We start from the raw sequence: 23,739 nt of genomic DNA on the forward strand, positions 1-23,739 counted from the left end.
CTGTCAGTTTTCGACGTGTTTCAGACGGCCTATATAACAATAGCTACTTTTAACGAAAGGCCGCCCACTCTATGCACGAATTCTCCCTCGGTCCCATTGTCATTGTCCTGTTGGTTTCCGTCATTACGGTTATCTGCTGTCGCAAGTTCAACATTCCTTCCATGCTCGGTTATCTTTTGGTCGGTTTTATTGCTGGTCCGGGTATGTTCAAACTGATTCCGCAAAGCCACGCCACCGACTATTTGGGCGAAATCGGCATTGTGTTCTTAATGTTCAGCATCGGTCTCGAATTCTCCCTGCCCAAACTCAAAGCCATGCGCCGCCTCGTATTCGGCTTGGGCGGTTTGCAAGTCATCATTACCATGCTCTCAATTATGGGCATTTTGATGGCAATGGGCACGCCGTTTAACTGGGCGTTTGCCACTGCGGGCGCACTGACCATGTCATCCACCGCCATTGTCAGCCGCATTCTGTCGGAGAAAACTGAGCTGGGTCAGCCGCATGGTCAAATGGCCATGGGTGTTTTGCTGATGCAAGATATTGCCGTTGTACCGCTGATGATTCTGATTCCGGCACTTGCCGGCGGTAGCGAAGGCAACTTGTGGGTAGAGCTGGGCTTGGCCGGTTTGAAAATGTTGCTGACCTTGGGCATTTTGTTCGTTGTCGGCAGCCGAGTGATGTCGCGCTGGTTCAGACTGGTTGCCAAACGTAAATCGTCCGAACTCTTCATGATCAACGTTTTGCTGGTTACTTTGGGCGTAGCCTATCTGACAGAGCTTGAAGGCCTGTCTATGGCATTGGGCGCATTCGTCGCCGGTATGCTGCTTTCCGAAACCGAATACCGTATTCAGGTAGAAGACGACATCCGTCCATTCCGCGATATCCTGCTGGGCTTCTTCTTCATTACCGTCGGTATGAAGCTGGATATTCAGGCGCTAATCGGCAACTGGCAGCAAATCCTGATTTTGTTGGCAATCCTGTTGGTCTTGAAAGCACTGGTCGTCTTCATCATCGCTTTGCGCATGAAAAACCCTACGAGCGACAGCCTCAAAAGTGCGCTTTATTTGGCACAAGGCGGCGAGTTCGGCTTCGTAATGCTGGCTATTTCCAGCAAAATCAATATGGTTTCGCCCGAATTGGAACAAGCAGCCACTGCTGCCGTCTTGCTCTCCATGATTGCCGCACCATTTATCTTGGGCAGCAGCGATGCCATCGTCAGCCGCTTCGTCAAATCCGACTGGGACATGAAAGCCTTGGACTTGCACTCCATGCTGGTGGAAACCATGAGCAAATCCGAACACGTCCTGATTATCGGTTTCGGACGCGGCGGTCAATCGGTTGCCCGTGTATTGGCGCAAGAAGGCATCCCCTACTTTGCCCTTGACTTGGATATTGCCCGCGTACAAGTGGCACGCAACGCAGGCGAACCGGTTTCCTTTGGCGATGCCAAACGCCGCGAAGTCTTGGAAGCCGCCGGCTTGGGACGTGCCAAAATGGTGGTCATCACGCTGAACAATATGCACGAGACCCAACATGTTCTCGGCAACATCATGTCCATGCATCCGAGTATGCCGGTTTATGTTCGCGCCACCAATGACGATTACGTCAAAACCTTTACCGAAATGGGCGCGGAAGAAGCCGTTTCCGACACCAAAGAAACCAGCCTGGTGCTGGCAAGCTATGCCATGTTAGGTCACTGCCTCTCTTACAACCACGTTTATCAAACCATAACCCATATCCGTCACAGCCGCTATGCATCGTTGCAAGACTTGTTTATCGGCAGCGATGATGACAGCTTCTCAGACGAAGACAGCAAAGCCATCTCCCGTCACGCCTTCCCGTTGCACGGCGAGGCACATGCCATCGGCAAAACTATCCGCGAATTGCCCTTGACCGCCCATCATCTGAAGCTATTATTTATCCGCCGCAAAACCGGAAAAATCCAAGACCTTGACCCTGATTTCGTTCTGGAAACCGGCGATATTTTGGTTGTCGCAGGCAAGCAGGAAGAAATTATTTCCTTTGAAAACTGGTGCTTGCAGGGAGACATCTAATTATCGGCAAATAAATCTTGCGTGCATCAGGATTTTTTGGTTTAATAGCGTCTTCGCAAATTTGCGCATGGGTGATTAGCTCAGTTGGTAGAGCGTCTGCCTTACAAGCAGAATGTCGGCGGTTCGACTCCGTCATCACCCACCAAGTTTCTTTTTCATTGTCTTTGACAGTGAATGCGCGGTGGTAGCTCAGTTGGTTAGAGTACCGGCCTGTCACGCCGGGGGTCGCGGGTTCGAGCCCCGTCCGCCGCGCCATTATTTAAAAATACTGATTCCTCAGTATCTCCTTTTTTCGGGTGATTAGCTCAGTTGGTAGAGCGTCTGCCTTACAAGCAGAATGTCGGCGGTTCGACTCCGTCATCACCCACCACTTTCCTTTTCATTGTCTCTGACAATGGATGCGCGGTGGTAGCTCAGTTGGTTAGAGTACCGGCCTGTCACGCCGGGGGTCGCGGGTTCGAGCCCCGTCCGCCGCGCCATCAAGTTAAAAATAAGAAATACCGGTTTTTACCGGTATTTTTTTCGTCTGTATCCTATGTCTTTTTATAAAAAATCCAGCTATTTAAAATAGTATAAACAGGACAACACAATAAAGCAGACATATGGTTTAAATCCTGAAAGACCATCCATCTCAAGCGGATTCACACCAAACGCTTATTTATCAAATCCTTAAATCATCTTCCAAAATAGACATAAATACTTGCCTCCTCTTCTTACACAAAGGCCGTCTGAAAACGTCAATACATTTTCAGATGGCCTTATTTGGCTTATCAAGCCTGATACCTAATCATGCAGGAAGCCTTAGCATCAATCCAATGTTCGCCACCGGGCTGAACAATTTTAGACACCAGCTTATCCAAGTCGCGTAAATAATCGGTTGATTTCTGGCTGTTGATAATAACGACAACCAGCAACGGCTTTTCGCCCAACCAATATCCTGCCAATGCGCGGACATCTTTGAGCGTACCGGTTTTGAGGCGCAGGTTTTCACCGGGCTGTTTCAAGCGTGTTTTAAGCGTACCGTCTTTACCGGCAATCGGCAGCGTACTGATAAACTCGTTTTTAAACGGGCTGAAGTAGGCTTTTTCCAACATTTGCGCCATCATTCGCGCATTGAGCCGTTCTACGCGAGACAAGCCTGAGCCGTTTTCCAACACTAGCCCTTCCGTATTGATACCGGCAACCTCCAGCTCACTTTTTACGATAGACGCGGCCTTAGTCTGCGCCAGCTTGTAATCAGACATATTTCCGGCAAATTTAAGGAAAACTGAACGGGCAATCAGATTATTGGAATGCTTGTTCATATCGGTGAGGATATCGGCAAGCGGTTTGGATTGATGACTCGCCAACACATGCGCGTCATGAGGCGCGACACCTGTCGTCAGGCCGTCTGAAACTGTGCCGTCTTGTTGGCGCCATTGGTTGACAAAACTTTTGCCGACAAATTCTTTCATGCTATACATATTCAGATACAGCTCTTTGCCCAAGCAGCTTTCCGGCAGCTTGCCCGATACGGTCAGTGTATTGTTTTTATAGGAAGTTTTCATGTGGTTCTTTAAAACGCTGCACTTCCCTTCCTTATCTTCAAGCGTCAATTTGTTTTGAATGTTCAAATTCGGCAGCGGCGGATTGGTACGGATGACCAAGCTTCCGTCTTCTTCTTTTTCAGCACGGAGTTCAACGGTTTTATACGCCAACATATTAGGATCGGGCGGCGTCATAAAGCTTTCGGCAGAATCGGAAGCAAAATCATCCGGATTCTTCACATCGCCCCAGAGACTGCGGTCAAGTATCAGATGTCCGTCAATATGGCGTATGCCCTTATCACGCATCTGTTGTTGCATTTGCACCAGATCATGCTGGTCAAACACAGGATCGCCGCTCCCCACCCAATACACATTGCCTTTCAGTGTATCGCCTTTGATTGGGCCGTTGGTTTTAAACTCGGTCTTCCAACGATAATCGCCGCCCAGCATACGAAACGCGGTAAATGCCGTTACCAGCTTCATGGTCGAAGCAGGATTGCGCAATTCATCGGCACGGTGTTCGGCAATCACTTTGCCGCTGTCCAATTCCTGCACATAAACGGAAATTTCATTTTCAGGAATACGCCCGAAATCCAAAGCCCATGACGGACAAACCGCCATCATCAGGCCGATTGATAAAATACTTTTCAATTTCATTGTGTTACAAAAATCTTATAATTCTTACGAGGTACTTAGGCCGTCTGAACGTTTCAGACGGCCTTTTATTTATTTCTGATGCGCTTTCAAACGCAAAGCAAACATGACAACCACAACACCGACAACCAAAGCGCAACCCATCGCCAAATGGATACCGTCCAGCATTGCCTGTTGCGGCATATCTGCGCTGGAAAGTTTCTCGCCGATATTGGTCGCACCAACAAAAAACGCCGCGCCGATGGCACCGGCAATCGGGTTGATGGTAGTCAGAATCGCCGCACCATGCGGATTGAGCGTTTTCGGCAACGCGTTCAGACCATGAGTTTCACCGGTTACACAAGCAGACACGGAAAGCGCCAATAGCGTAAACATCGCCGTCAACATCACCACTTGCGTATCAATCCGCAAAAACAGCCACAATACCGCCAACGACACCACCAGCATCACTGTTGCCGGCAAAACGACAAAGCGTCCGCCCTTTTTGTCCAACAATTTACCGAACAAAGGCGCGGCAACCGCTTGGACAATACTGGCAGGCATCAGAATCAGGCCGGTTGCCGTACCGGTCAGCATCAACACTTGCTGCGTGTACATCGGCACCATCAGCTCCAAGCCCAAGAACAGGAATACCGCACCGGCCAAAATCACAACGCAATATCTGAACTGTTTGTATTCAAACGCACGAAGGTTCAACAACGGCGTAGCCAAACGGAACTGCCGGTGCGCAAACCAACCCACCAGTACAACGGAAGCGGCAAAGAGCAGGATAAATTCCAGCAGCGGCATATGGGCAAAATTACTGCTCGCATAAACTAGCCCGCCGAAGCCCGCAATCGACAGCACAGCTGACAACATATCGATTTTTGGACGGCTGATGTTGCTTAAATTGACCGTCAAATATTTGCCCACCAGCACCATCGCCGCCAACATAAACGGCGCGGTAAAACCGAACAGCATGCGCCAATGCGTATGGTCGATGATGATGCCCGACAGCGTCGGCCCCATTGCAGGCGCAGCGGTAAACATCATGGTAATCACGCCCATCGCCGTTCCGCGCTTGTTGGGCGGGAAAATCGACAACACTCCGTTAAACAGAAGCGGGACAAAAAACGCGGCAGACACTGCCTGTACCATACGCCCGACCACCAATACGCCAAACGTCGGTGCAAACGCGCAAATCAGCGATCCTGCTAAAAACGTTGCCTGCGTAAACAGCACCATTTTGCGCGTTTCAAACCATTGAATCACGCCTGCCGTAATCGGCGTAAATGCCCCCATGACCAGCAAAAAGCCCGTTGTCAGCCATTGAACCGTGGTCTTATCGACACCAAAATCTTTCATAATCGGCGTAAGCGCGACATTCAGCAGCGTGTCGTTGAGATAGCCGAAAAATGCGCCGATGAATAAGGTGGCGACAATGGTTTTAGCTGGAAAGTCGGGATTGTCGGCATAGTATTCGTGTGCCGTTGCGTCCTCTTGCGAATCAGAAGCGTGCATAATAATTTGAAATATCAGCGAAACCGTTATTTTAGCATAAACCATTTTGACAGGCCGTCTGAAACCTTGACCGCTTCCCCAGATAACACTAAAATTTAGAATTGTTTTCATTTTTATTATTAAACAGGAGAAAAACATGTCAAAGAAAGTCAGCATCTTGGTCGGCAGCCTGCGTAAAGGCTCGTTCGCACGAAAAGTCGCACAAAACGTCATTCCCATGTTCCCCGAAGGCTACGAAGCGCAAATCGTCGAAATCGGCCATTTACCTTTATACAACTTCGACTACGACGATCCTGCCGTTACCGACTTCCCCACTCCATCCAGCTATACCGAGTTCCGTGAAACCATCAAAGCCTCTGCCGGCGTATTGTTCGTGACTTCCGAAAACAACCGTACCGTCCCCGCCTGCCTGAAAAACGCCATCGACATCGGCTCTAAACCCAATGCCGATGTTGCCTGGAAAAAAACACCTGCCGGCATCATCAGTCATTCTGTCGGCAAAATGGGCGGTTATAGCGCGCAAAAAAATCTGCGCCTTGCCCTTTCGTATTTCGATATGCCGCTGACCGGCCAGCCGGAAGTGTTCCTCGGCAACTCGCCTACCCTGTTTGACGACAACGGCCAGCTCATCGAATCCGCGCGCGGCTTTGTTCAAGGCTATATCGACCAATTAGTTGCCTTGATAGAGAAAAACCCTAAATAATCGGGATTGAAGCATACAGGCCGTCTGAAAAACGAAATTTCAGACGGCCTCATCTTTTGCAAAAAATCAGTTTTTCGACAGTTCCTAAATTTTTACTAATTGAGTGCGGCTATAATCACTGTCCACCCATCCTCCGGAGAACTTCCATGCGCGTATTATTGGTTGAAGACGATGCCATGATTGCCCAAGCCGTCAGTGCCAACCTGAAAGACACCGGCTACGCTGTCGATTGGGTCAGTCGCGGTTCGGAAGTTGCCGCAGCAGTGGCGGCGCAAGCATACGATTTGCTGCTCTTGGATTTGGGTTTGCCCGGCAAAGACGGTTTGGACGTATTGGCGCAAATCCGTAACGGCGGCTGTACCGTCCCCGTCTTAATCGTGACCGCGCGCGATGATTTGCACAGCCGACTCAACGGCCTAGACGGCGGCGCAGACGACTACATCGTCAAACCCTTCGACATGGCGGAACTGCAAGCCCGTATGCGTGCCGTATTGCGCCGACACGGCGGACAGGCGCAAACGCTGCTGAGCAACGGCATCATCACGCTCAACCCTTCCACCCATCAGGCGGAAGTAGTCGGGCAGGAACAGGCCATCATGCTCAGCAACAAAGAATTTGCCGTCCTCCAAGCCCTGCTGCTGCGTCCGGGCATGATTCTGTCGCGCAGCGATTTGGAAGATAAAATCTACGGCTGGGGCGAAGAAGTCGAAAGCAACGCCGTTGACTTCCTGATTCACGCCTTACGCAAAAAACTCGGCAAAGAAGCGATTCAAAATGTCCGCGGGGTCGGCTGGCTGGTTGCTCAAAACAACCAGGCCGTCTGAAAAACCACAACAATATCAACACATAAACCATGCAACGCCTTATCCACACCATCAAACAATCTCTGCAAGTCAAGATCAGCCTCGCCCTGATCTGTATGCTCCTGCCCCTCTCCATTCTTGCAGGCATATTTTCATATTACGATACTTATCACGAGACCCAAGAGGTTCAAGACGACCTGTTGCGCCAAGTCGCGAACTATCTCGACCCGAGCGATGCCGATGACGAGAATCACTCGCTCGACAACGACAACAAGATTTCCGTTCAATTTCCCAATACGCCCAACCCCATTGTCAGCCTGCCTGAGAAGATTTCAGACGGCCTGCACACCATTCAGGCCGATGACGACGACGATTACTACCGCGTTTATACCCGCACCACCAAGCAAGGCCGCATCGCCGTCATGCAGGAAAGCGACTACCGAGAAGAGCTGGCCGAAATGGCCGCCGTACAGAGCATCCTCCCCATGCTCCTCGCCCTGCCCCTGATTATCCTGCTTACCGTCTGGATTACCCACCGCGCCATGCGTTCCGTCAAAACCCTGTCCAACGATTTGGAACAGCGCAAAATCAATGACCTCTCGCCGATGGACACCCAAAACATTCCCAGCGAAATCCAAGGCTTTGTCGTCGCCATCAACAACCTGTTGCAACGTACCGACGAAAACGTCCGCCAACAGCAACGCTTTATCGCCGATGCCGCACACGAATTGCGCAGCCCCATGACCGCCCTTTCCCTTCAGGCAGAGCGGCTCAACAATATGCAGCTGTCCGCTGAAGCGCGCGAGCAGTCCGCCCTGTTGCAACAAAGCATACAGCGCAACCGCCACCTGCTCGAGCAACTCCTTTCCCTCGCACGCGCCCAAGCACCCGAAACCCAACGCCCCAAAACCTTGATCAGCCTGCAAAACCAGTTCCGCCGCGTCTTGCAGGAACTCATGCCGCTGGCGCTGGCCAAAGGTCAAGACATCGGCGTTGCCGTTGAAAACGACTGCCAAATCCACGCCGACGACACTGAAATCTACACCCTTATCAAAACCTTTACCGACAACGCCATCCGCTATACCCCAAAAGGCGGCCGCATCGATTTAGGCTTTGATGAAACCGCCGAATACCTCAACATCTGGGTGGAAGACGACGGCCCCGGCATTCCTCCAAGTGAACGCCAACGCGTTATCGACCCCTTCTACCGCATTCTCGGCACCGAGCAACAAGGCACCGGCCTGGGGCTGTCCATTGCAGACACCATTGTCAAACGCCATCAAGGCCGTCTGAAACTGGCCGGCAGCCGACGCTTTGACAGCGGCTTGCTGATTATTGCCGAGTTGGATAAAAAGACACTTTAAATAATTGACCCGCTCAAATTGGTTTATCTAGCTTTAAGCCGATGAATCAAAACGCTTTAAAACCAAAGGCCGTCTGAAAATGACTTTCAGACGGCCTTTTTACATTTTAAAGCAAACCTCATCCATTCCTCACAAATACGGCTGCAAGGTTTGGCGGAGGATTTCCATATCGGTAATTTCGGTGATATTAGCTTTGCCCAAGTATTCCAAGCCGACAAAACGCATGATGCCGCTGCTGACTTTTTTGTCGTGGCTCATGTGTTCAATCCATTTTTCAAAGGAGAAAACAGGCGGTGCAGACGGGAGGGAGGCGGCTTCCATTAAAGCGGCAATGCGGTCGGTATCGGCTTGTTGGGTTTTGCCCAAAATTTGCGACAAACGAGAAGCGAGGACGCAACCGGCGGCAACGGCTTCGCCGTGCAACCATACGCCGTAGCCCATTTCGGCTTCGATGGCATGGCCGAAAGTGTGGCCGAGATTAAGCCATGCGCGGATGCCCTGCTCGGTTTCGTCTTGGGCAACAATATCGGCCTTCATTTTGCAGCAATGGTAAACGGCTTCTGCCATTTTTTCTTGGTGTTGCACCATCAGGTCGGCCATATTTTCTTCCAACCAAGCAAAAAATTCGGCATCGCCCAATGCGCCGTATTTGATGACTTCGGCCATGCCTGCGGAAAGTTCGCGTTGCGGCAGCGTTTGCAGGGCGGCCAAGTCGGCCAGAACGGCTTGCGGCTGGTAGAACGCGCCAATCATGTTTTTACCGAGCGGATGGTTGATGGCGGTTTTACCGCCGACCGAGGAATCAACCTGACTGAGCAATGTGGTCGGCACTTGGATAAAAGGTGCGCCACGCTGATAAGTCGCCGCGGCAAAGCCGACCATATCGCCTATCACGCCGCCGCCCAAAGCGATTAAAGTGGTTTTGCGTTCGGCACGGTTTTGCATCAGGCCATCGTAAATCAGGTTAAGCGTCTGCCAGTTTTTATATTCTTCGCCGTCGGGAAGGATGATACTGAAATGCGGCACGCCCAATCTGTCTAAGGCCGTCTGAAGCTGTTTGAGATAAAGCGGTGCAACGGTTTCGTTGGTAATGATGGCTGCTTTTTTACCTAAATAGGGCTGAAGCAGCGTATCTACCTGCTCAATCAGTTTATGCCCGATAAAGATAGGGTATTGATGGGACGGGGTTTGGACAGTCAGTGTGCGCATAGTATTCCTTTGCAAAGCGTATTTATTCGTCTAAAGCCTGTATCAGGCGTTTGAGCGTTTTGTGACAACTGTCGGATTCGATGACGAGATGGGCGGTTTGACGGTACAGCGTATCGCGTTGGTCATACAGCTCTTGCAGTTTGGCCAAAGGGTTGGCAACTTGCAACAGCGGCCGGTTGCTGTCGTAACGGGTACGCTCCAGCAAGGTTTCGGGGCTGGCATGCAGATAAACAACCGTGCCGTTTTGGCGCAAAATCTGTCTGTTTTCACTGCGCAATACGGAGCCGCCACCGGTCGATAAAACGATGTTGCGCCGGGAAGCGAGCTTCTTCAGCATATTGGTTTCACGGTTGCGGAAGCCTTCCTCCCCTTCCATCTCAAAAATGGTCGGAATGGATACACCCGAAGAAGTGCAGATTTCGTAGTCGCTGTCGTAAAACGGGCATTCAAACATTTGGGCAAGCTGCTTGCCCAAAGTGGTTTTGCCCGCGCCCATCAGCCCGATTAAAATTAAATTGCCGTTGATTTTTTCCATGAGGGTCATTTTATACGATATGGTGGTTTCGTGGAAAAGTTCGTCGTTTTTCAGACGGCCTTTTCATCTCAGGCCGTCTGAAAACCAAAACAGGCATACCTTTGCAGATATGCCTGTTTGTCATTTTAAAAATCAGTAGCGCAGATTGTTACCCACATTATCCATAATGCGCGGTGTGATGAAGATCAACAGCTCACGACGGTTTTCACGTTTGCCGCGTGATTTGAACAGATTGCCGACAACAGGAATATCGCCCAAAACAGGTACTTTGTTCACTGCATTGGTGCTTTCTTCTTCGTAAATACCGCCGACAATCAGCGTGCCGCCATCTTCAACCATGGCTTGGGTATTCAAGTGTTTGGTGTTGATACACTTGGTTGTCAGAGAATCCACGGTACAGTCGATCGGGGTATCGCGATTAATCTTCACAGTCATGATGATTTGACCGTCAGGCGTAATGTTCGGCGTTACGGTCAAGCCCAAAACGGCTTTCTTAAAGGTAATCGAAGTCGCACCGCTGGAAGAAGCCTCTTGGTAAGGAATTTCCGTACCGGATTCAATTTTGGCTTCTTTGCGGTCTTGTGTCAGCACGCGCGGATTGGAAATAGTTTTACTCTTACCTTGTTCTTCAGACGCGCTGATTTCCAAACCCAATGCGCCGGACGAGAACGCACGCACCAGCGCAATACTGTTGACTGCGGCTGCGGTCGGCAGGCTGACGTTTGGATCCAAAGTCCATGTGCGGTAGCCTACGTCACCACGGTTAAACGAAGCATTGGTATTGTAGTTGGTTTGTGCATTGCTCCAGTTGCTGCCCCATGCGTTACGGCCACTTGCACCACCGGAACCGAATTTAACGCCCAAATTACGGAAGAAGGTATCTTCTGCTTCCACAATACGCGCTTCCACCATTACTTGACGGGTCGGAACATCCAATTCATCAATCAGTTTGCGGAATTTCTCAATCACGCCGCGGTTATCGGTCACGATCAGCGTATTGGTGGCCGGATCAATTAAGGCGCTGCCTCGGTTGCTCAACAGAGTATTGCGGGTATTGGAATTATTGCTGTCGTATTCTTCCAGACGCAGAATTTTGCGGAATTCTTCCACGTTTTTGTATTTCAACTGGAAGGTTTGAGAATACAGCGGGCTCAATTCGGCAATCTCTTTTTCCGCCTGTAAGAAGGCTTTGTCTTTTGCCAACAATTCATCGCGAGGTGCGATATTGATGATGTTGCCTTGACGGCGCATATCCAAATTGCGCGCCTGCATAACCAAATCCAGAGCCTGATCCCAAGGTACATCTTTCAAGGACAGGGTCATGGTGCCTTTGACGGTATCGCTGGCAACAATATTCACACCGGATTCTTTTGCCAAAATCTGCAAGATGGTACGAACTTCTACATCTTGGAAATCCAAAGAAATTTTACGGCCTTTGAACGATTTGTTTGCATTTTGGTTCAAACCGCCGGATTCGGTATTGGCGGCTTTAGGCGATACTTCAAATACAAAGCGTCCGGAAGAAGCTTTGGTATTGATGTCCCAATTCGCATTATTGTTGCGGATAATGAGCTGGGTAGAATTGCCGATACGTTTGAGCGTAACGTTTTGTACAGGCGTATTGAAGTCAGCCACATCCAAACTGCGTTGCGCTTGTGTCGGCAGCGTATGGTTTTTCAAGGTTACAACCACGCGATCGCGCTGCTGTTTAATGTCCGGCTGTCCGCTGAAACCTGGGGCAGACAATTCAATAATGCCGGAATTGCGTGCGCCTTTGCGGAAATCGATATTGGCTGCTGAAACGGCTTGATAAGTCTGAGCAGCGCGCGCGGTAGACGGCGTAGCCGCACGTTCATTGGCAACGGCAGCATTGGTTTGATCAGTAGATTCATTTACAAACACCCAAACTTCGTTGCCGCGAATCTCAGTATTGTATTGGCTGATTTTGTTCAAACCCAAAACCACGCGTGCGCGGTCATTGTTTTGCGCCGCAGTAATTTGATGCAGCAATGGGTCGGCATATTCCAAAACAGGCTGAGGCAAACGGATATTGGTGTTGGCAAAATCCAATGCAATACGTGCCGGAGTAGATGTTACAAAACCATGAGGTGTAGTGACGTCTTTGTCGAAACGGATTTTGATAATTTTTTGGTTGTCAGGCAAAGTGGAAACGTTGATATCGGTAATATTGCCTGCAAAGGCCGTCTGAACAGCGAGGGCAACGCTGAAGCCGGCAAATAATTTTGTCATGTGCTTGGTTTTCATAATTGAGTGAGACCCCTAAATTAATTTGAATTCGAACTATCTGAGCTATTGGAAGAATCCGCCTCTTTACTGCTCAATGGCAATTCGGCCTTCCGGTATACCCAGTTGCCGTAGCTGTCTTCGACTTGCTCGGTCAAGATAATTTTATCTTCGGTAATACTTTGAATTCTGCCATAATTCTGACCGATGTAGTTTCCGGGATAAACGGTATAAACATGGTCGTTGACCTTGATAAATCCGGAAACTTTGCCGCCGCTTTGCAGCGTTCCGACAAAGGCCATATTTTCCAAACTGAAGGCTTCCAATGTTTCTTTCGGACGGTTCACATCCGGCGCATTGCCACCTTTAGGGGCAGTGTCCAAACGGCGTGAATCAAACGCATTCATGCCTTTAAAGTTCGGCGGGCTATACGGCTTAGGCAATGTAACCGTCGGTTCTTCAAACGGAATAATCTTGGATTTCGCTTCCTGACGGGTTTGCGTCATCCATTGAGTCAAATCTTCATAGCTTTGCGTACAGGCTGCCAAGGGAAGAAGACTTAAGAGTAAGATGATTTTTTTCATGATTTCCCTATTCTTTTATTTTTGTTCATTCTCGGCAGGTTTGCCTTCTTCTTGTGCCTGTTGCGCAGCCAATTCGGCAGCAATCTCTTCGGCCGGACGTGCTTTGTAAGTCGTCGCAATCGCGCTCAATGTCAATTCGTTTTTATTGCCTTTGCCTTCTTTATCCTCGCCTGCGTTCACGAGTTTCAAAGAATCTAAAGTAATAATGCGCGACAAATCGCCTACATCACGGGTAAATTGGCTGATCTGTGAGTATTTGCCTGTAATGGAAATCTGATACGGCAGTTTTTGAATCGGACCATCGTTTTCAGGTTGGAGCGGTGCAACGCTGTCCAAACGCAATCCGTTGGTTGAACCTGCCTGATGCAATTCTTGAATCAGGTTCGGAATTTCTGCGTCGGTCGGCAATTGTTTCAACAAAACGTCGAATGCAGAACGGATCGAAGCCAATTCGGCCTTCAGATTATTCAAGCTTGCTGCCTGAATGCTTTTACGCGTAAAGGTTTCCTTCAGCTCTTCTTCTTTGGCTTCCTGCGTATTCAAGGTTTCAATCTGATCTTTAAATACGCCGACATAGCCCAAAGCCAACATACCGACAATCAATAAACCTGCCAGCAAAAGTTTTGAAGGCATATTAAGCAGGTACAGGTTTTGTACGTCCAATTGTTTCAGGTTTTTAGATGCCATTATTGAGCCTCCGGAGCAGGTTCTGCCACAGGTTCGGCCATTTCACCGCTGCTTTGGGCAGTCGGTGCAGGAGCCGGCGTATTCACTTGGTTGATTGAAGATTTCAAAGTAAATTCTTGGTAGTTATCTACTTTTTTAATGCTCAACAATTCAGGCTGCAAGAAAATACCTGTACTTGGCAGGGAGCGCATCATAACGGCGATTTTATTGTCGCTGATGGCATGACCGCTGATTTTATAGCTGGTCGGGCTTTCTGCTTCCAACGCAGTCAAATAAGTATTATCGGGCGTAAGCGCATTCAAAGAATCAAGGATATAGGCCGCTTGATAGCGTTTTTCCTGCAACTCTTCAACTTTCAGCTTTTTGGCCAAGAAGGCTTCTTTTTCTTGCTGAAGTTTATCGATTTCGCCCAATTCTCTATCAAGTCTGTCGATTTCGGTTTGCAGGAAGTTGTTGCGGCCTTCTTGATTGCGGATGGCGCTGTCAATACCGAGATAGGTAGCGGCTGCCAAGCCCAAACCCACTGCAAAAGCGCCAAGCATCAATATTTTGAATTGCTGCTGCTTGCGCTGTTTAATTTCTTCCCGATAAGGAAGAAGGTTGATTCTGGTTAATTCGATCATGTTCTCAAAGTCCCCTTAATGCCAATCCGAACGCCAAAGTCAGTGACGGCGCATCAATTTGAAACTGCGGCAATTCTACTTTTGCACTGCGTTCCACATATGAAATCGGATGCAGATATTCTGTTGCCGTATTGGTTTGCGAGAAAATACTTTCTGCCAAACCTGCCTGCTGTGCGGTAAAGCCGGTCAGCAGGATGTGTTTGATATTGGCGAAAGAATCAGTGGCCTGCGTGGTATAGTAAAATTGCAAAACACGCTGAACTTCTTGAGCAACCTGTACATTAAAACGGTCGGCAATCTGAGACTGGTAGTCGGAAGGCTTGTTTTGGGAAGCCATCATTTGTGCAGCTTTTTCTTCCGTTACCTGATAAGTACGCTGAATCAGCTGATTGAGCTGCTCAGTGCTGACTGGAGTTTCTTGTTTGTAGAGAATACGGCCGTTTTGCAGAATCAATGCATACATTTGCGTCGCATGAATGCCGAACACGGCAACTTTTTCCTCTGCCATTTCGGGAGCGTGCGTATTCATCCAATAGACAAAGGCATTGCGTTGCGCCAGCAAGTCCAAATCCAAAGCGGACAAAGGCAGGCCCGCATTCTCAAACATTTCAATGCGCGGCTCGACATCGTCTTTTTTGGCAGCAACAGCTAAAACATGCTGGCCTGAACCGACTTCTTCAGCTTGAAAGTCGTAGTTCATTTCTTCAATAGGTGCAAATTGACCGACTTCCGCCTCGACAAACTCTTCTAAGTCCAGATCGGTATCACGCGGGTTGTAAATAATTTGCTCGACTGTCGCCAAATTTTGTGGCACAGCCGCAACAATATTTTTGCAAGAACTGCGTAATTGTGTGTAAGTATGTTGGATGTAAGTAGCAAGCTGATCGTAGTCTTGAATTTTATTGCCTTTGACAATATTTTTAGGCAATTTGGTAATAACGTATTTTTCCAGCTGAATTTGGTTTAAACTACGGCCTGTCAGTTGTACCATCTTAATGGCATGTTGGCTGATGTCGGCGCCGATGGCAGAGCGGTTGTTCAATCCGCTAGAAGCCTTGCCTGTTTTGGTATCTTTCGTGCTTTTAAATAAGCGCATGATTTGACTTCCCTGTATCATTTAGGAGTGAGTAACTGTTTCGTTATCCGTAAAGGACTTCTTATTCTTTGCACAGTATTGACTGTGGCTGATAGAAATCGTTTCCCATTTTACTTTATTTATCGCCATTAATGGCAAATTATTACTTAGTCATGATTAAAAAGATTATAACGACCTGCCTGGGTCTCTTATTGGGACTGGCTCTTTTCGGCGCGGGGCTGATTGCAATTGCAATTTTGGTCACCTATCCGAAGCTGCCGTCTTTGGACACTTTACAACACTACAAACCCAAAATGCCGCTGACGATTTATTCTTCAGACGGCCAAGTGATTGGCGTTTACGGCGAGCAACGGCGTGAATTCACCAAAATCGGTGACTTTCCCAAAGTTTTGAAAAATGCCGTGATTGCCGCCGAAGACAAACGCTTCTACGACCACTGGGGCGTGGACGTTTGGGGTGTGGCGCGCGCCGCGATCGGCAACGTCATGGCTGGCGGCGTCCAATCCGGTGCCAGTACGATTACGCAACAGGTTGCTAAAAACTTCTACCTGAGCAGCGAGCGTTCGTTCACCCGTAAATTCAACGAAGCCCTGTTGGCCTACAAAATCGAGCAGTCTTTGAGCAAAGACAAGATTTTGGAGCTGTACTTCAACCAAATCTATTTGGGTCAACGCGCTTATGGTTTTGCATCTGCAGCCCAAATTTATTTCAATAAAAACGTTAATGAATTAACATTGGCCGAAGCCGCCATGCTGGCCGGCTTGCCCAAAGCCCCTTCCGCCTACAATCCGATTGTGAACCCTGAGCGTGCCAAACTGCGTCAGGCTTATATTCTGAACAATATGCTGGAAGAAGGCATGATTACCCTGCAGCAACGCGATCAGGCTTTGAAAGAAGAGTTGCATTACGAGCGTTTTGTACAAAACATCGATCAAAGCGCCCTGTACGTTGCCGAAATGGTGCGTCAAGAGCTGTTTGAGAAATACGGCGAAGATGCCTACACTCAAGGCTTCAAGGTATATACCACCGTCGACACCGCACACCAGCGCGTGGCCACCGAAGCCCTGCGTAAAGTCCTGCGCAATTTCGACCGCGGCAGCAGCTACCGCGGTGCGGAAAACTACATCGACCTGAGCAAAAGCGACAACGTAGAAGAAACTGTCAGCCAATATCTTTCTACACTTTACACCGTCGATAAAATGATTCCGGCGGTTGTATTGGAAGCCTCTCGCAAAGGTGTACAGATTCAGTTGCCGAGCGGCCGTAAAGTCACGCTGAACAGCCACGCTTTAGGCTTTGCCGCCCGTGCCGTCAACAACGAAAAAATGGGCGAAGACCGCATCCGTCGCGGTTCCGTCATTCGCGTTAAAGGCAGCGGCGATACCTTTACCGTCGTTCAAGAGCCTTTGCTGCAAGGCGCATTGGTGTCTTTAGATGCGAAAACCGGCGCAGTCCGCGCATTGGTCGGTGGCTACGACTACCACAGCAAAACCTTCAACCGCGCAACTCAAGCCATGCGCCAACCCGGCTCGACGTTCAAACCGTTCGTTTATTCCGCCGCTTTGGCAAAAGGCATGACTGCCTCCACCATGATTAACGATGCGCCGATCTCCCTGCCGGGCAAAGGTGCAAACGGTAAAGCGTGGAACCCGAAAAATTCAGACGGACGCTATTCCGGTTACATCACGCTGCGTCAGGCTTTGACCGCGTCGAAAAACATGGTGTCCATCCGCATCCTGATGTCTATCGGCATCGGCTACACGCAACAATACATCCAACGCTTCGGCTTCAAGCCGTCTGAAATCCCTGCCAGCCTGTCTATGGCTTTGGGTACAGGCGAAACCACTCCGTTGCGTATTGCAGAAGGTTACAGCGTCTTTGCTAACGGCGGTTACAAAGTATCTGCCCACGTCATCGACAAAATCTACGACAGCCAAGGCCGTCTGAGAGCGCAAATGCAGCCTTTGGTAGCCGGTGAGAACGCGCCTCAGGCCATTGACCCGCGCAACGCCTACATCATGTACAAAATCATGCAAGACGTTGTCCGTGTCGGTACCGCACGCGGTGCAGCCGCACTCGGCCGCGCCGACATCGCCGGTAAAACCGGTACTACCAACGACAACAAAGACGCATGGTTTGTCGGCTTCAACCCTAGCGTTGTGACTGCCGTCTATATCGGCTTTGACAAACCGCGCAGCATGGGTCGTGCAGGTTACGGTGGTACAATCGCCGTACCGGTATGGGTAGAATACATGCGCTTTGCCCTGAAAGGCACCAGCGTCAAACCGATGAAAGCCCCTGAGGGCGTGGTTTCGAACGGTGGCGAAGTGTATATGCGCGAACGCATGACCACCAGCTCCGACCTGGCCTTGGACAACAGCGGCGTTGCACCGCGCCCCGCTCAACCTGCCCGTCGCGCGGTTCCGAATGAAAACCGCCGCCGCACCGAGAGCGGCAATGCGCCAGCCCGTGAAGAATTAGACGAAACCCCAGTTCTGCCAAGCAATACCGGCAACAATAACAGACAACAACTGGACTCTCTGTTCTAATGTTCTAAAGCAAGGCCGTCTGAAACGTTCAGACGGCCTTTTTTGAGAAAATTCAAAGCAAAACCATGATTGATTTACACTGCCATTCAACCGTTTCAGACGGCATGCTGTCCCCAACCGAAGTTGTCCGACTCGCCCGTCAAAACGGTTGCACCCTGCTCGCCCTGACCGACCACGACCACACCGGCGGACTTGCTGAAGCACGTGCAGAAGCCGATACCCTCGGCCTCCCCTTCGTCAACGGCGTGGAAATATCCGTTACTTGGCGCGGCCGCACCATCCACGTTGTCGGGTTGGACTTTGACGAACACAACGAAACCCTGCAAAACCTGCTTGCCGAAGTCCGCAAAGGCCGTCTGAAACGATTGGAAGCCATCGCGGCCAAACTGGAGAAAAAAGGCATCACAGGCGCGTATGAAGGCGCGCTGGCATTGGCCGCCAACAAAGAAATGGCCAGCCGCACCCACATTGCCGAATTCCTCATCCGCGAAGGCCATGTCAAAAACAAACAGCAGGCATTTACCAAATACCTGGGCGACGGCAAATCCTGTTCCGTCAGACACGAATGGGCCACACTGGAAGACTGCGTAGCCGCGATTACAGGCGCGGGCGGCATAGCCATTATCGCCCACCCGATGCGCTATGAATTATCCGCCACCGCCAAACGAAACCTGTTTCAAGAATTTAAAAACCTCGGCGGCGCAGGGATTGAAGTACACAGCGGCAACTGCTGTAAAAACGACCGCCTCAACTATGCCCTGCTTGCCGACCGTTTCGACTTTCTCGCCAGCGCAGGCAGCGACTTCCACCGCCCCAACGACTTCAGCGGCGGCATACTCGGCGCCTGTCCCGACTTACCCGAACAATGCCGCCCTGTATGGAAACACTTTAAGGCCGTCTGAATTTTTGACAGCAATTTTTCAGACGGCCCGCCAAGTATGAGATAGTTATAAACATATCACACTCTACATATTGAAACTGCCTGCACGATACACCATAATAACCCTATAAATACCCCAAAAATAAAGGTTAACACCATGTGCCAACTGCTCGGCATGAATTGCAACACGCCCACAGACATCATGTTTTCTTTTGAAGGCTTCCGCCGTCGCGGCGGCATTACCGACCACCACGCCGACGGCTTCGGTATCGGCTTTTTTGAAGGCAAAGGCGTGCGCTTGTTTCACGACGACAAACCCAGCGCTAACTCACCCGTTGCCGACTTGGTGCGCGCCTACCAAATCAAATCTGAAAACGTTATCGCCCATATCCGCAAGGCCTCACAAGGCCAGACCTCATTGGCGAACACTCATCCATTCATGCGCGAGATGTGGGGCGAATATTGGCTGTTTGCCCACAACGGCCATTTGATTGATTTTTTTCCCGAGCAGGGCGAGTACTACCATGCCGTCGGTTCAACCGATTCCGAACGCGCGTTCTGCTTTATCCTCAACCGCCTGCGCAGCCGCTTTGCCACCAAGCCCGAACCTGAAGTTTTGTTTGATGCCATCGCCGGCCTGACCCATGAAATCCGCCGCTATGGCTTGTTTAATTTCGTGATGTCCAACGGCGACTGCCTGTTTGCCCACGCCAGTACCTTACTGCACTACATCGTGCGCAAAGCCCCGTTTGGCAAAGCGCGTTTGCTGGACGATGATGTCATGGTCGATTTTTCAGAAGTGACCACCCCGAACGATAAAGTTTCCGTCATCGCCACCCTGCCCCTGACGCGAGATGAAACCTGGTCGCAATTGGCAGTCAATGAATTGGTGATGTTTCAAGACGGCGACATTGTCCTCAGCGACCGCCCCGAAAATCCGGTTTATATGAGTGCGGAAGAAGGTTTGGAAATCGCCCGTGCCGTCGGTGTATCGGTTTGACGTTTGATTGACTGAAAACTCAAGGCCGTCTGAAAAGCCCAACTTCGCCAAAGTTGCCCTTTCAGACGGCCTTTTTATACTTAGTCCATAGACAAAGCCTTTACTATACGAAAATAACGCAATCCGCTACAATAATAGTTCACAAACAATAAATTCAATTGCTTAGCGACCTTGCCGAGCGTATGACAAGGAAACCCGATGAAGTGCCCGTTTTGCCAACACCCCAACACACAAGTAACCGACTCGCGATGGCTGGAAGACACCAACAGCATCCGTCGCCGTCGCAGATGCTTGGAATGCGGACAACGCTTCAGCACTTTTGAAACCGTTGAAATGCGGATGCCGCAAGTCATCAAATCCAACGGCACACGGGTTCCCTTCAATGCGCATAAACTGCAGACCAGCCTTGAGTGCGCGCTGCACAAACGTTCTGTCACACAAGAACAAATCGATGAAACCGTTGCCCTTATCGAGCAGCGCCTCTACCGTTTGGGCAAAAAAGAAGTCGCTTCGCACATCGTCGGCGAAATGGCGATGGAGGAACTGGCAAAAATCGACCAAGTTGCTTATGTCCGCTTCGCGTCCGTCTATAAAAGCTTTAAAGACGTTTCCGAATTCACCCAAGTCATCGCCGAATGCAAAGCCAAATAAGGCCGTCTGAAACCATGTTTTCCGCACTTGATACCCAAATGATGCAAACCGCCCTCGAGCTGGCCAAGCTTGGGCGGTTTTCTACTTCCCCCAATCCCCGCGTCGGTTGCGTAATTGCACACGGTGCCCAAATCGTCGGACAAGGTTTCCACGTCAAAGCAGGCGAGCCGCACGCCGAAGTTCACGCATTGAGGCAGGCCCAAGCGGCGGCAAAAGGCGCAACAGCCTATGTCACGCTGGAACCTTGCAGCCATTACGGCCGCACGCCGCCATGCGCCGAAGCGCTCGTTCATTCCGGCGTAACACGCGTGGTCGCCGCCATGACCGACCCCAACCCGTTGGTCGCAGGCAAAGGTTTGTCCATGCTGGAAGCCGCCGGAATCCGTACCGAAAGCGGTTTACTGGAAGCGCAGGCACGCAAGCTCAACCGTGGTTTCCTGTCGCGTATCGAACGCGGCAGACCGTTTGTCCGCCTCAAATGCGCCGCCAGTTTGGACGGCAAAACCGCCCTTTCAGACGGCCGCAGCTTTTGGATTACCGGCGAAGCAGCGCGCGAAGACGTACAAATTCTCCGTGCCGAAAGTTGCGCCGTTTTGACCGGTATCGGTACCGTGCTTGCCGACAACCCGAAACTCAACGTCCGCAGCTTTCCCACCCTACGCCAACCTGCGCGTATCGTCTTGGACAGCCGGCTGCAAATCCCTTTGGACTGCCACCTCGTGACCGATACCGAAAGCCCGACCGTTATCGTTACCCTTTCCTCAGACGAACAACGTTTGCAGGCTCTAAGTACATTTGAACATATCCGCATCATCAGGCCGTCTGAACACATCAACGGCCGCATCAATCTTCTTTCCCTCATGCCGCAACTGGCAGAGCTTGGCTTTGGCGAAGTTCTGGTAGAAGCAGGCTCAACACTTGCTTCAGCCTTTCTGAAGGATGACTTGGTGGATGAAATCGTCCTCTACCAAGCACCGAAACTGTTAGGCGCAGGCAAACCTCTTTTCTCCCTCCCTGAAAATCCGGCCACCCTACTTTCAGACGGCCCTTGGCAAAGTCAATCAGTAGAAATCATCGGACAGGACATTAAATGGGTTCTCCGAAAAAAATCCGTCTAATTGCCTCAATTTAATAATTAAACCATTGCAAATAGAATATATCTATCATTTACATAGCAATAAATGTAATTTTTTCGTCAATATATTATAATGACTTTAGCGTATTCCAATTTAAAACTTTGACTTAAGTTAACTATCCTCAAGCGGATTGTCGACAAATTTTCCTTTTTTTCATCACGAAATAATGGATTATTAAGATAAGTTAAGCCACGAAAATTTATTAAAAGTTTTTATTCTAGAAGGGTTTTAAACGGCATAAACGGTAGTTTCATTTCATGAACCATGCATTTGACAAAACAATATCTAAATTCAAAACATGAAGTTGAACGTAACTTCTGAAAATTCAATATTCAAAAATACCGTTTTCATACCTTATAGGCAGCCTGAACGACCGTTAAACTTTTTTGATTGAGACGAATCAGATAAGTGCTTATGATTTTGTCTAATGTAATTATAAGTATGGTTTTAAGGCTTCACACGATACGGCAGCCGGCTATGGCTATGCGGTTGCAGCAAACAACTCAGGCATCGGGCGAACTCTCCCGATTTACTCATTCATTAAACGAAAGACATCATGAAAAACATTACGATACAAAAATTTGCCGATAAGACCGCAAAAATCGGCATCGTTGGCTTAGGCTACGTCGGTTTACCACTGATGTTGCGCTATGTGGATATCGGTTACCAAGTTTTGGGTTTCGACATTGACACCAACAAAGTCGACAAGCTCAACAAAGGCGAAAGCTACATTGAGCATATCCCTTCCGACAAAATTGCCGCTGCTTCCAACAGTCTGTTTGAAGCAACGACCGACTTCTCCCGCATCGGCGAAGTAGAAGCCGTCATTTTGTGCGTACCGACTCCGCTGAACAAATACCGCGAGCCGGACATGAGCTTTGTGATTGACACTACCGATGCGGTAAAACCTTACCTGCGCGCCGGTCAAGTGCTGTCTTTAGAATCCACCACCTACCCCGGCACTACCGAAGAAGAATTGCTGCCACGCATGGAAGAAGGCGGCTTGAAAGTCGGTCAAGACGTATTCTTGGTTTACTCTCCTGAGCGTGAAGACCCAGGTAACCCTAACTTTGAAACCCGTACCATTCCAAAAGTCATCGGCGGCCATACCCCTGCCTGTTTGGAAGTCGGCCTGGCGCTGTACCAACCTGCCATCGATAAAGTTGTTCCAGTAAGCTCCACCAAAGCTGCCGAGCTGACCAAACTTCTGGAAAACATCCACCGCGCCGTAAACATCGGCTTGGTGAACGAGATGAAAATCGTTGCCGACAAAATGGGCATCGACATTCACGAAGTTATCAATGCCGCTGCAACCAAACCGTTCGGCTTCGTTGCTTATTACCCAGGTCCAGGCTTGGGCGGCCACTGTATCCCTATCGACCCGTTCTACCTGACTTGGAAAGCACGCGAATACGGTGTAAACACACGTTTCATCGAGCTGGCCGGTGAAGTAAACTCCCATATGCCCGACTACGTTATCGAAAAAGTCGGCCTGGCTTTGAATGACCACAACCGTTCTATCAAAGACAGCAAAATCTTGGTATTGGGTATCGCCTACAAGAAAAACGTCGATGATATGCGTGAAAGCCCGTCTGTGGAAGTGATGGACCGCCTGCACAAACTGGGCGCAATGATTTCCTACTCTGACCCACACGTTCCAGAGTTCCCACATATCCCCGGCCACCACTACTTCGACCTGAAGAGCGAAGCGCTGACCCCTGAAACTGTCACCCAATACGATTGCGTGGTTCTGACCACCGATCACGACAAATTCGACTATGACATGATTACCGAACATGCCAAGCTGATTGTCGATACTCGCGGCAAATTCCCAGTAAAAAATCCTAAAGTCATCAAAGCATAATCTTGCTTCAGACGCACCCGGCTGCCTCCGGTTTCCCCGACCGGGACGGCGGCCGGTTTCCCAAGGCCATTTGTTTT

General features: G+C 49.9%; 19 protein-coding genes and 4 tRNA genes. 14 read left to right on the forward strand and 9 right to left on the reverse strand.

The window, feature by feature from the left end:
• The first annotated feature begins 71 nt into the window (after window positions 1–71).
• The 5 genes from DBY97_RS03020 to DBY97_RS03040 all read left to right on the forward strand — a co-directional run bounded on the left by DBY97_RS03020 (window position 72) and on the right by DBY97_RS03040 (window position 2,533).
• Window positions 72–2,054: a monovalent cation:proton antiporter family protein gene (locus DBY97_RS03020; protein ID WP_107857373.1), complete on the forward strand. Its 1,983-nt coding sequence runs from the start codon at window positions 72–74 to the stop codon at window positions 2,052–2,054.
• A 69-nt stretch (window positions 2,055–2,123) separates the two neighbouring features.
• Window positions 2,124–2,199 (forward strand) — tRNA-Val (locus DBY97_RS03025).
• 33 nt (window positions 2,200–2,232) lie between these two features.
• Window positions 2,233–2,309, forward strand: a tRNA-Asp gene (locus DBY97_RS03030).
• 39 nt (window positions 2,310–2,348) lie between these two features.
• Window positions 2,349–2,424, forward strand: a tRNA-Val gene (locus DBY97_RS03035).
• 32 nt (window positions 2,425–2,456) lie between these two features.
• Window positions 2,457–2,533, forward strand: a tRNA-Asp gene (locus DBY97_RS03040).
• A gap of 291 nt (window positions 2,534–2,824) precedes the next feature.
• Here the strand turns inward: DBY97_RS03040 and dacB are convergent.
• Window positions 2,825–4,237, reverse strand: coding sequence for a D-alanyl-D-alanine carboxypeptidase/D-alanyl-D-alanine endopeptidase (gene dacB, locus DBY97_RS03045; protein WP_107857374.1), 1,413 nt, complete (start codon window positions 4,235–4,237; stop codon window positions 2,825–2,827).
• Between the two features lie 69 nt (window positions 4,238–4,306).
• Window positions 4,307–5,734: an MFS transporter gene (locus DBY97_RS03050; protein WP_107857468.1), complete on the reverse strand. Its 1,428-nt coding sequence runs from the start codon at window positions 5,732–5,734 to the stop codon at window positions 4,307–4,309.
• A 136-nt stretch (window positions 5,735–5,870) separates the two neighbouring features.
• On the opposite strand from DBY97_RS03050, the gene DBY97_RS03055 reads away from it, so the two are divergent.
• The 3 genes from DBY97_RS03055 to DBY97_RS03065 all read left to right on the forward strand — a co-directional run bounded on the left by DBY97_RS03055 (window position 5,871) and on the right by DBY97_RS03065 (window position 8,604).
• Window positions 5,871–6,437: an NADPH-dependent FMN reductase gene (locus tag DBY97_RS03055; protein WP_070587528.1), complete on the forward strand. Its 567-nt coding sequence runs from the start codon at window positions 5,871–5,873 to the stop codon at window positions 6,435–6,437.
• 146 nt (window positions 6,438–6,583) lie between these two features.
• Window positions 6,584–7,261, forward strand: a complete 678-nt coding sequence (locus tag DBY97_RS03060; RefSeq protein ID WP_070460434.1) for a response regulator — start codon at window positions 6,584–6,586, stop codon at window positions 7,259–7,261.
• 29 nt (window positions 7,262–7,290) lie between these two features.
• Window positions 7,291–8,604 carry a sensor histidine kinase gene (locus tag DBY97_RS03065; protein ID WP_107857375.1) on the forward strand — a complete coding sequence of 438 codons (1,314 nt, stop codon included), beginning with the start codon at window positions 7,291–7,293 and terminating at the stop codon, window positions 8,602–8,604.
• 129 nt (window positions 8,605–8,733) lie between these two features.
• Here DBY97_RS03065 and aroB read toward each other — a convergent pair whose 3' ends face one another.
• From aroB to pilM, 7 genes are all read right to left on the reverse strand, one after another.
• The gene (gene aroB / locus DBY97_RS03070) at window positions 8,734–9,813 is read right to left on the reverse strand and encodes a 3-dehydroquinate synthase (RefSeq protein ID WP_107857376.1); all 1,080 of its coding nucleotides are present in this window, start codon (window positions 9,811–9,813) and stop codon (window positions 8,734–8,736) included.
• A 22-nt stretch (window positions 9,814–9,835) separates the two neighbouring features.
• Window positions 9,836–10,357 carry a shikimate kinase gene (locus DBY97_RS03075; RefSeq protein WP_107792212.1) on the reverse strand — a complete coding sequence of 174 codons (522 nt, stop codon included), beginning with the start codon at window positions 10,355–10,357 and terminating at the stop codon, window positions 9,836–9,838.
• A gap of 123 nt (window positions 10,358–10,480) precedes the next feature.
• Complete coding sequence (gene pilQ / locus DBY97_RS03080) at window positions 10,481–12,613, reverse strand: type IV pilus secretin PilQ (RefSeq protein WP_107857377.1); 2,133 nt, start codon at window positions 12,611–12,613, stop codon at window positions 10,481–10,483.
• Window positions 12,614–12,633: 20 nt separating this feature from the next.
• Complete coding sequence (locus DBY97_RS03085) at window positions 12,634–13,176, reverse strand: pilus assembly protein PilP (protein WP_003684527.1); 543 nt, start codon at window positions 13,174–13,176, stop codon at window positions 12,634–12,636.
• 15 nt (window positions 13,177–13,191) lie between these two features.
• On the reverse strand, window positions 13,192–13,863 hold the full coding sequence (locus tag DBY97_RS03090) for a type 4a pilus biogenesis protein PilO (protein WP_107857378.1): 672 nt from the start codon (window positions 13,861–13,863) through the stop codon (window positions 13,192–13,194).
• Window positions 13,863–14,486 carry a PilN domain-containing protein gene (locus DBY97_RS03095; protein ID WP_107724035.1) on the reverse strand — a complete coding sequence of 208 codons (624 nt, stop codon included), beginning with the start codon at window positions 14,484–14,486 and terminating at the stop codon, window positions 13,863–13,865. Before DBY97_RS03095 ends, DBY97_RS03090 begins: the two co-directional genes overlap by 1 nt.
• 4 nt (window positions 14,487–14,490) lie before the next feature.
• Window positions 14,491–15,582 (reverse strand): type IV pilus assembly protein PilM, encoded by a 1,092-nt coding sequence (pilM, locus tag DBY97_RS03100; protein WP_199900729.1) that lies wholly within the window; start codon window positions 15,580–15,582, stop codon window positions 14,491–14,493.
• 152 nt (window positions 15,583–15,734) lie between these two features.
• Here pilM and DBY97_RS03105 point away from each other — a divergent pair, with 152 nt between their 5' ends.
• The 6 genes from DBY97_RS03105 (at window position 15,735) to DBY97_RS03130 (ending at window position 23,662) form a co-directional block, all read left to right on the forward strand.
• A complete protein-coding gene (locus DBY97_RS03105; protein WP_107857380.1) occupies window positions 15,735–18,131 on the forward strand; it encodes a penicillin-binding protein 1A in 2,397 nt (798 codons plus the stop codon).
• A gap of 65 nt (window positions 18,132–18,196) precedes the next feature.
• Window positions 18,197–19,033 (forward strand): PHP domain-containing protein, encoded by an 837-nt coding sequence (locus DBY97_RS03110; RefSeq protein ID WP_107857381.1) that lies wholly within the window; start codon window positions 18,197–18,199, stop codon window positions 19,031–19,033.
• 135 nt (window positions 19,034–19,168) lie between these two features.
• Complete coding sequence (locus tag DBY97_RS03115; RefSeq protein ID WP_107857382.1) at window positions 19,169–20,011, forward strand: class II glutamine amidotransferase; 843 nt, start codon at window positions 19,169–19,171, stop codon at window positions 20,009–20,011.
• 198 nt (window positions 20,012–20,209) lie between these two features.
• Window positions 20,210–20,662 (forward strand): transcriptional regulator NrdR, encoded by a 453-nt coding sequence (gene nrdR, locus DBY97_RS03120; protein ID WP_107857383.1) that lies wholly within the window; start codon window positions 20,210–20,212, stop codon window positions 20,660–20,662.
• 14 nt (window positions 20,663–20,676) lie between these two features.
• Window positions 20,677–21,780 (forward strand): bifunctional diaminohydroxyphosphoribosylaminopyrimidine deaminase/5-amino-6-(5-phosphoribosylamino)uracil reductase RibD, encoded by a 1,104-nt coding sequence (ribD, locus tag DBY97_RS03125; RefSeq protein ID WP_107857384.1) that lies wholly within the window; start codon window positions 20,677–20,679, stop codon window positions 21,778–21,780.
• Window positions 21,781–22,354: 574 nt separating this feature from the next.
• Window positions 22,355–23,662 (forward strand): nucleotide sugar dehydrogenase, encoded by a 1,308-nt coding sequence (locus DBY97_RS03130; protein WP_107857385.1) that lies wholly within the window; start codon window positions 22,355–22,357, stop codon window positions 23,660–23,662.
• Window positions 23,663–23,739: the final 77 nt, after the last annotated feature.

The organism is Neisseria subflava (genome assembly GCF_003044645.1).
GTDB classification, from domain to species: domain Bacteria; phylum Pseudomonadota; class Gammaproteobacteria; order Burkholderiales; family Neisseriaceae; genus Neisseria; species Neisseria subflava_B.

What these genes read in the sequence shown, in the direction of transcription:
- DBY97_RS03020 (WP_107857373.1), top strand. Translation starts at nt 72, where the DNA reads ATGCACGAATTCTCCCTCGGTCCCATTGTCATTGTCCTGTTGGTTTCC.
- dacB (WP_107857374.1), bottom strand. Translation starts at nt 4,237, where the DNA reads ATGAAATTGAAAAGTATTTTATCAATCGGCCTGATGATGGCGGTTTGT.
- DBY97_RS03050 (WP_107857468.1), bottom strand. Translation starts at nt 5,734, where the DNA reads ATGCACGCTTCTGATTCGCAAGAGGACGCAACGGCACACGAATACTAT.
- DBY97_RS03055 (WP_070587528.1), top strand. Translation starts at nt 5,871, where the DNA reads ATGTCAAAGAAAGTCAGCATCTTGGTCGGCAGCCTGCGTAAAGGCTCG.
- DBY97_RS03060 (WP_070460434.1), top strand. Translation starts at nt 6,584, where the DNA reads ATGCGCGTATTATTGGTTGAAGACGATGCCATGATTGCCCAAGCCGTC.
- DBY97_RS03065 (WP_107857375.1), top strand. Translation starts at nt 7,291, where the DNA reads ATGCAACGCCTTATCCACACCATCAAACAATCTCTGCAAGTCAAGATC.
- aroB (WP_107857376.1), bottom strand. Translation starts at nt 9,813, where the DNA reads ATGCGCACACTGACTGTCCAAACCCCGTCCCATCAATACCCTATCTTT.
- DBY97_RS03075 (WP_107792212.1), bottom strand. Translation starts at nt 10,357, where the DNA reads ATGACCCTCATGGAAAAAATCAACGGCAATTTAATTTTAATCGGGCTG.
- pilQ (WP_107857377.1), bottom strand. Translation starts at nt 12,613, where the DNA reads ATGAAAACCAAGCACATGACAAAATTATTTGCCGGCTTCAGCGTTGCC.
- DBY97_RS03085 (WP_003684527.1), bottom strand. Translation starts at nt 13,176, where the DNA reads ATGAAAAAAATCATCTTACTCTTAAGTCTTCTTCCCTTGGCAGCCTGT.
- DBY97_RS03090 (WP_107857378.1), bottom strand. Translation starts at nt 13,863, where the DNA reads ATGGCATCTAAAAACCTGAAACAATTGGACGTACAAAACCTGTACCTG.
- DBY97_RS03095 (WP_107724035.1), bottom strand. Translation starts at nt 14,486, where the DNA reads ATGATCGAATTAACCAGAATCAACCTTCTTCCTTATCGGGAAGAAATT.
- pilM (WP_199900729.1), bottom strand. Translation starts at nt 15,582, where the DNA reads ATGCGCTTATTTAAAAGCACGAAAGATACCAAAACAGGCAAGGCTTCT.
- DBY97_RS03105 (WP_107857380.1), top strand. Translation starts at nt 15,735, where the DNA reads ATGATTAAAAAGATTATAACGACCTGCCTGGGTCTCTTATTGGGACTG.
- DBY97_RS03110 (WP_107857381.1), top strand. Translation starts at nt 18,197, where the DNA reads ATGATTGATTTACACTGCCATTCAACCGTTTCAGACGGCATGCTGTCC.
- DBY97_RS03115 (WP_107857382.1), top strand. Translation starts at nt 19,169, where the DNA reads ATGTGCCAACTGCTCGGCATGAATTGCAACACGCCCACAGACATCATG.
- nrdR (WP_107857383.1), top strand. Translation starts at nt 20,210, where the DNA reads ATGAAGTGCCCGTTTTGCCAACACCCCAACACACAAGTAACCGACTCG.
- ribD (WP_107857384.1), top strand. Translation starts at nt 20,677, where the DNA reads ATGTTTTCCGCACTTGATACCCAAATGATGCAAACCGCCCTCGAGCTG.
- DBY97_RS03130 (WP_107857385.1), top strand. Translation starts at nt 22,355, where the DNA reads ATGAAAAACATTACGATACAAAAATTTGCCGATAAGACCGCAAAAATC.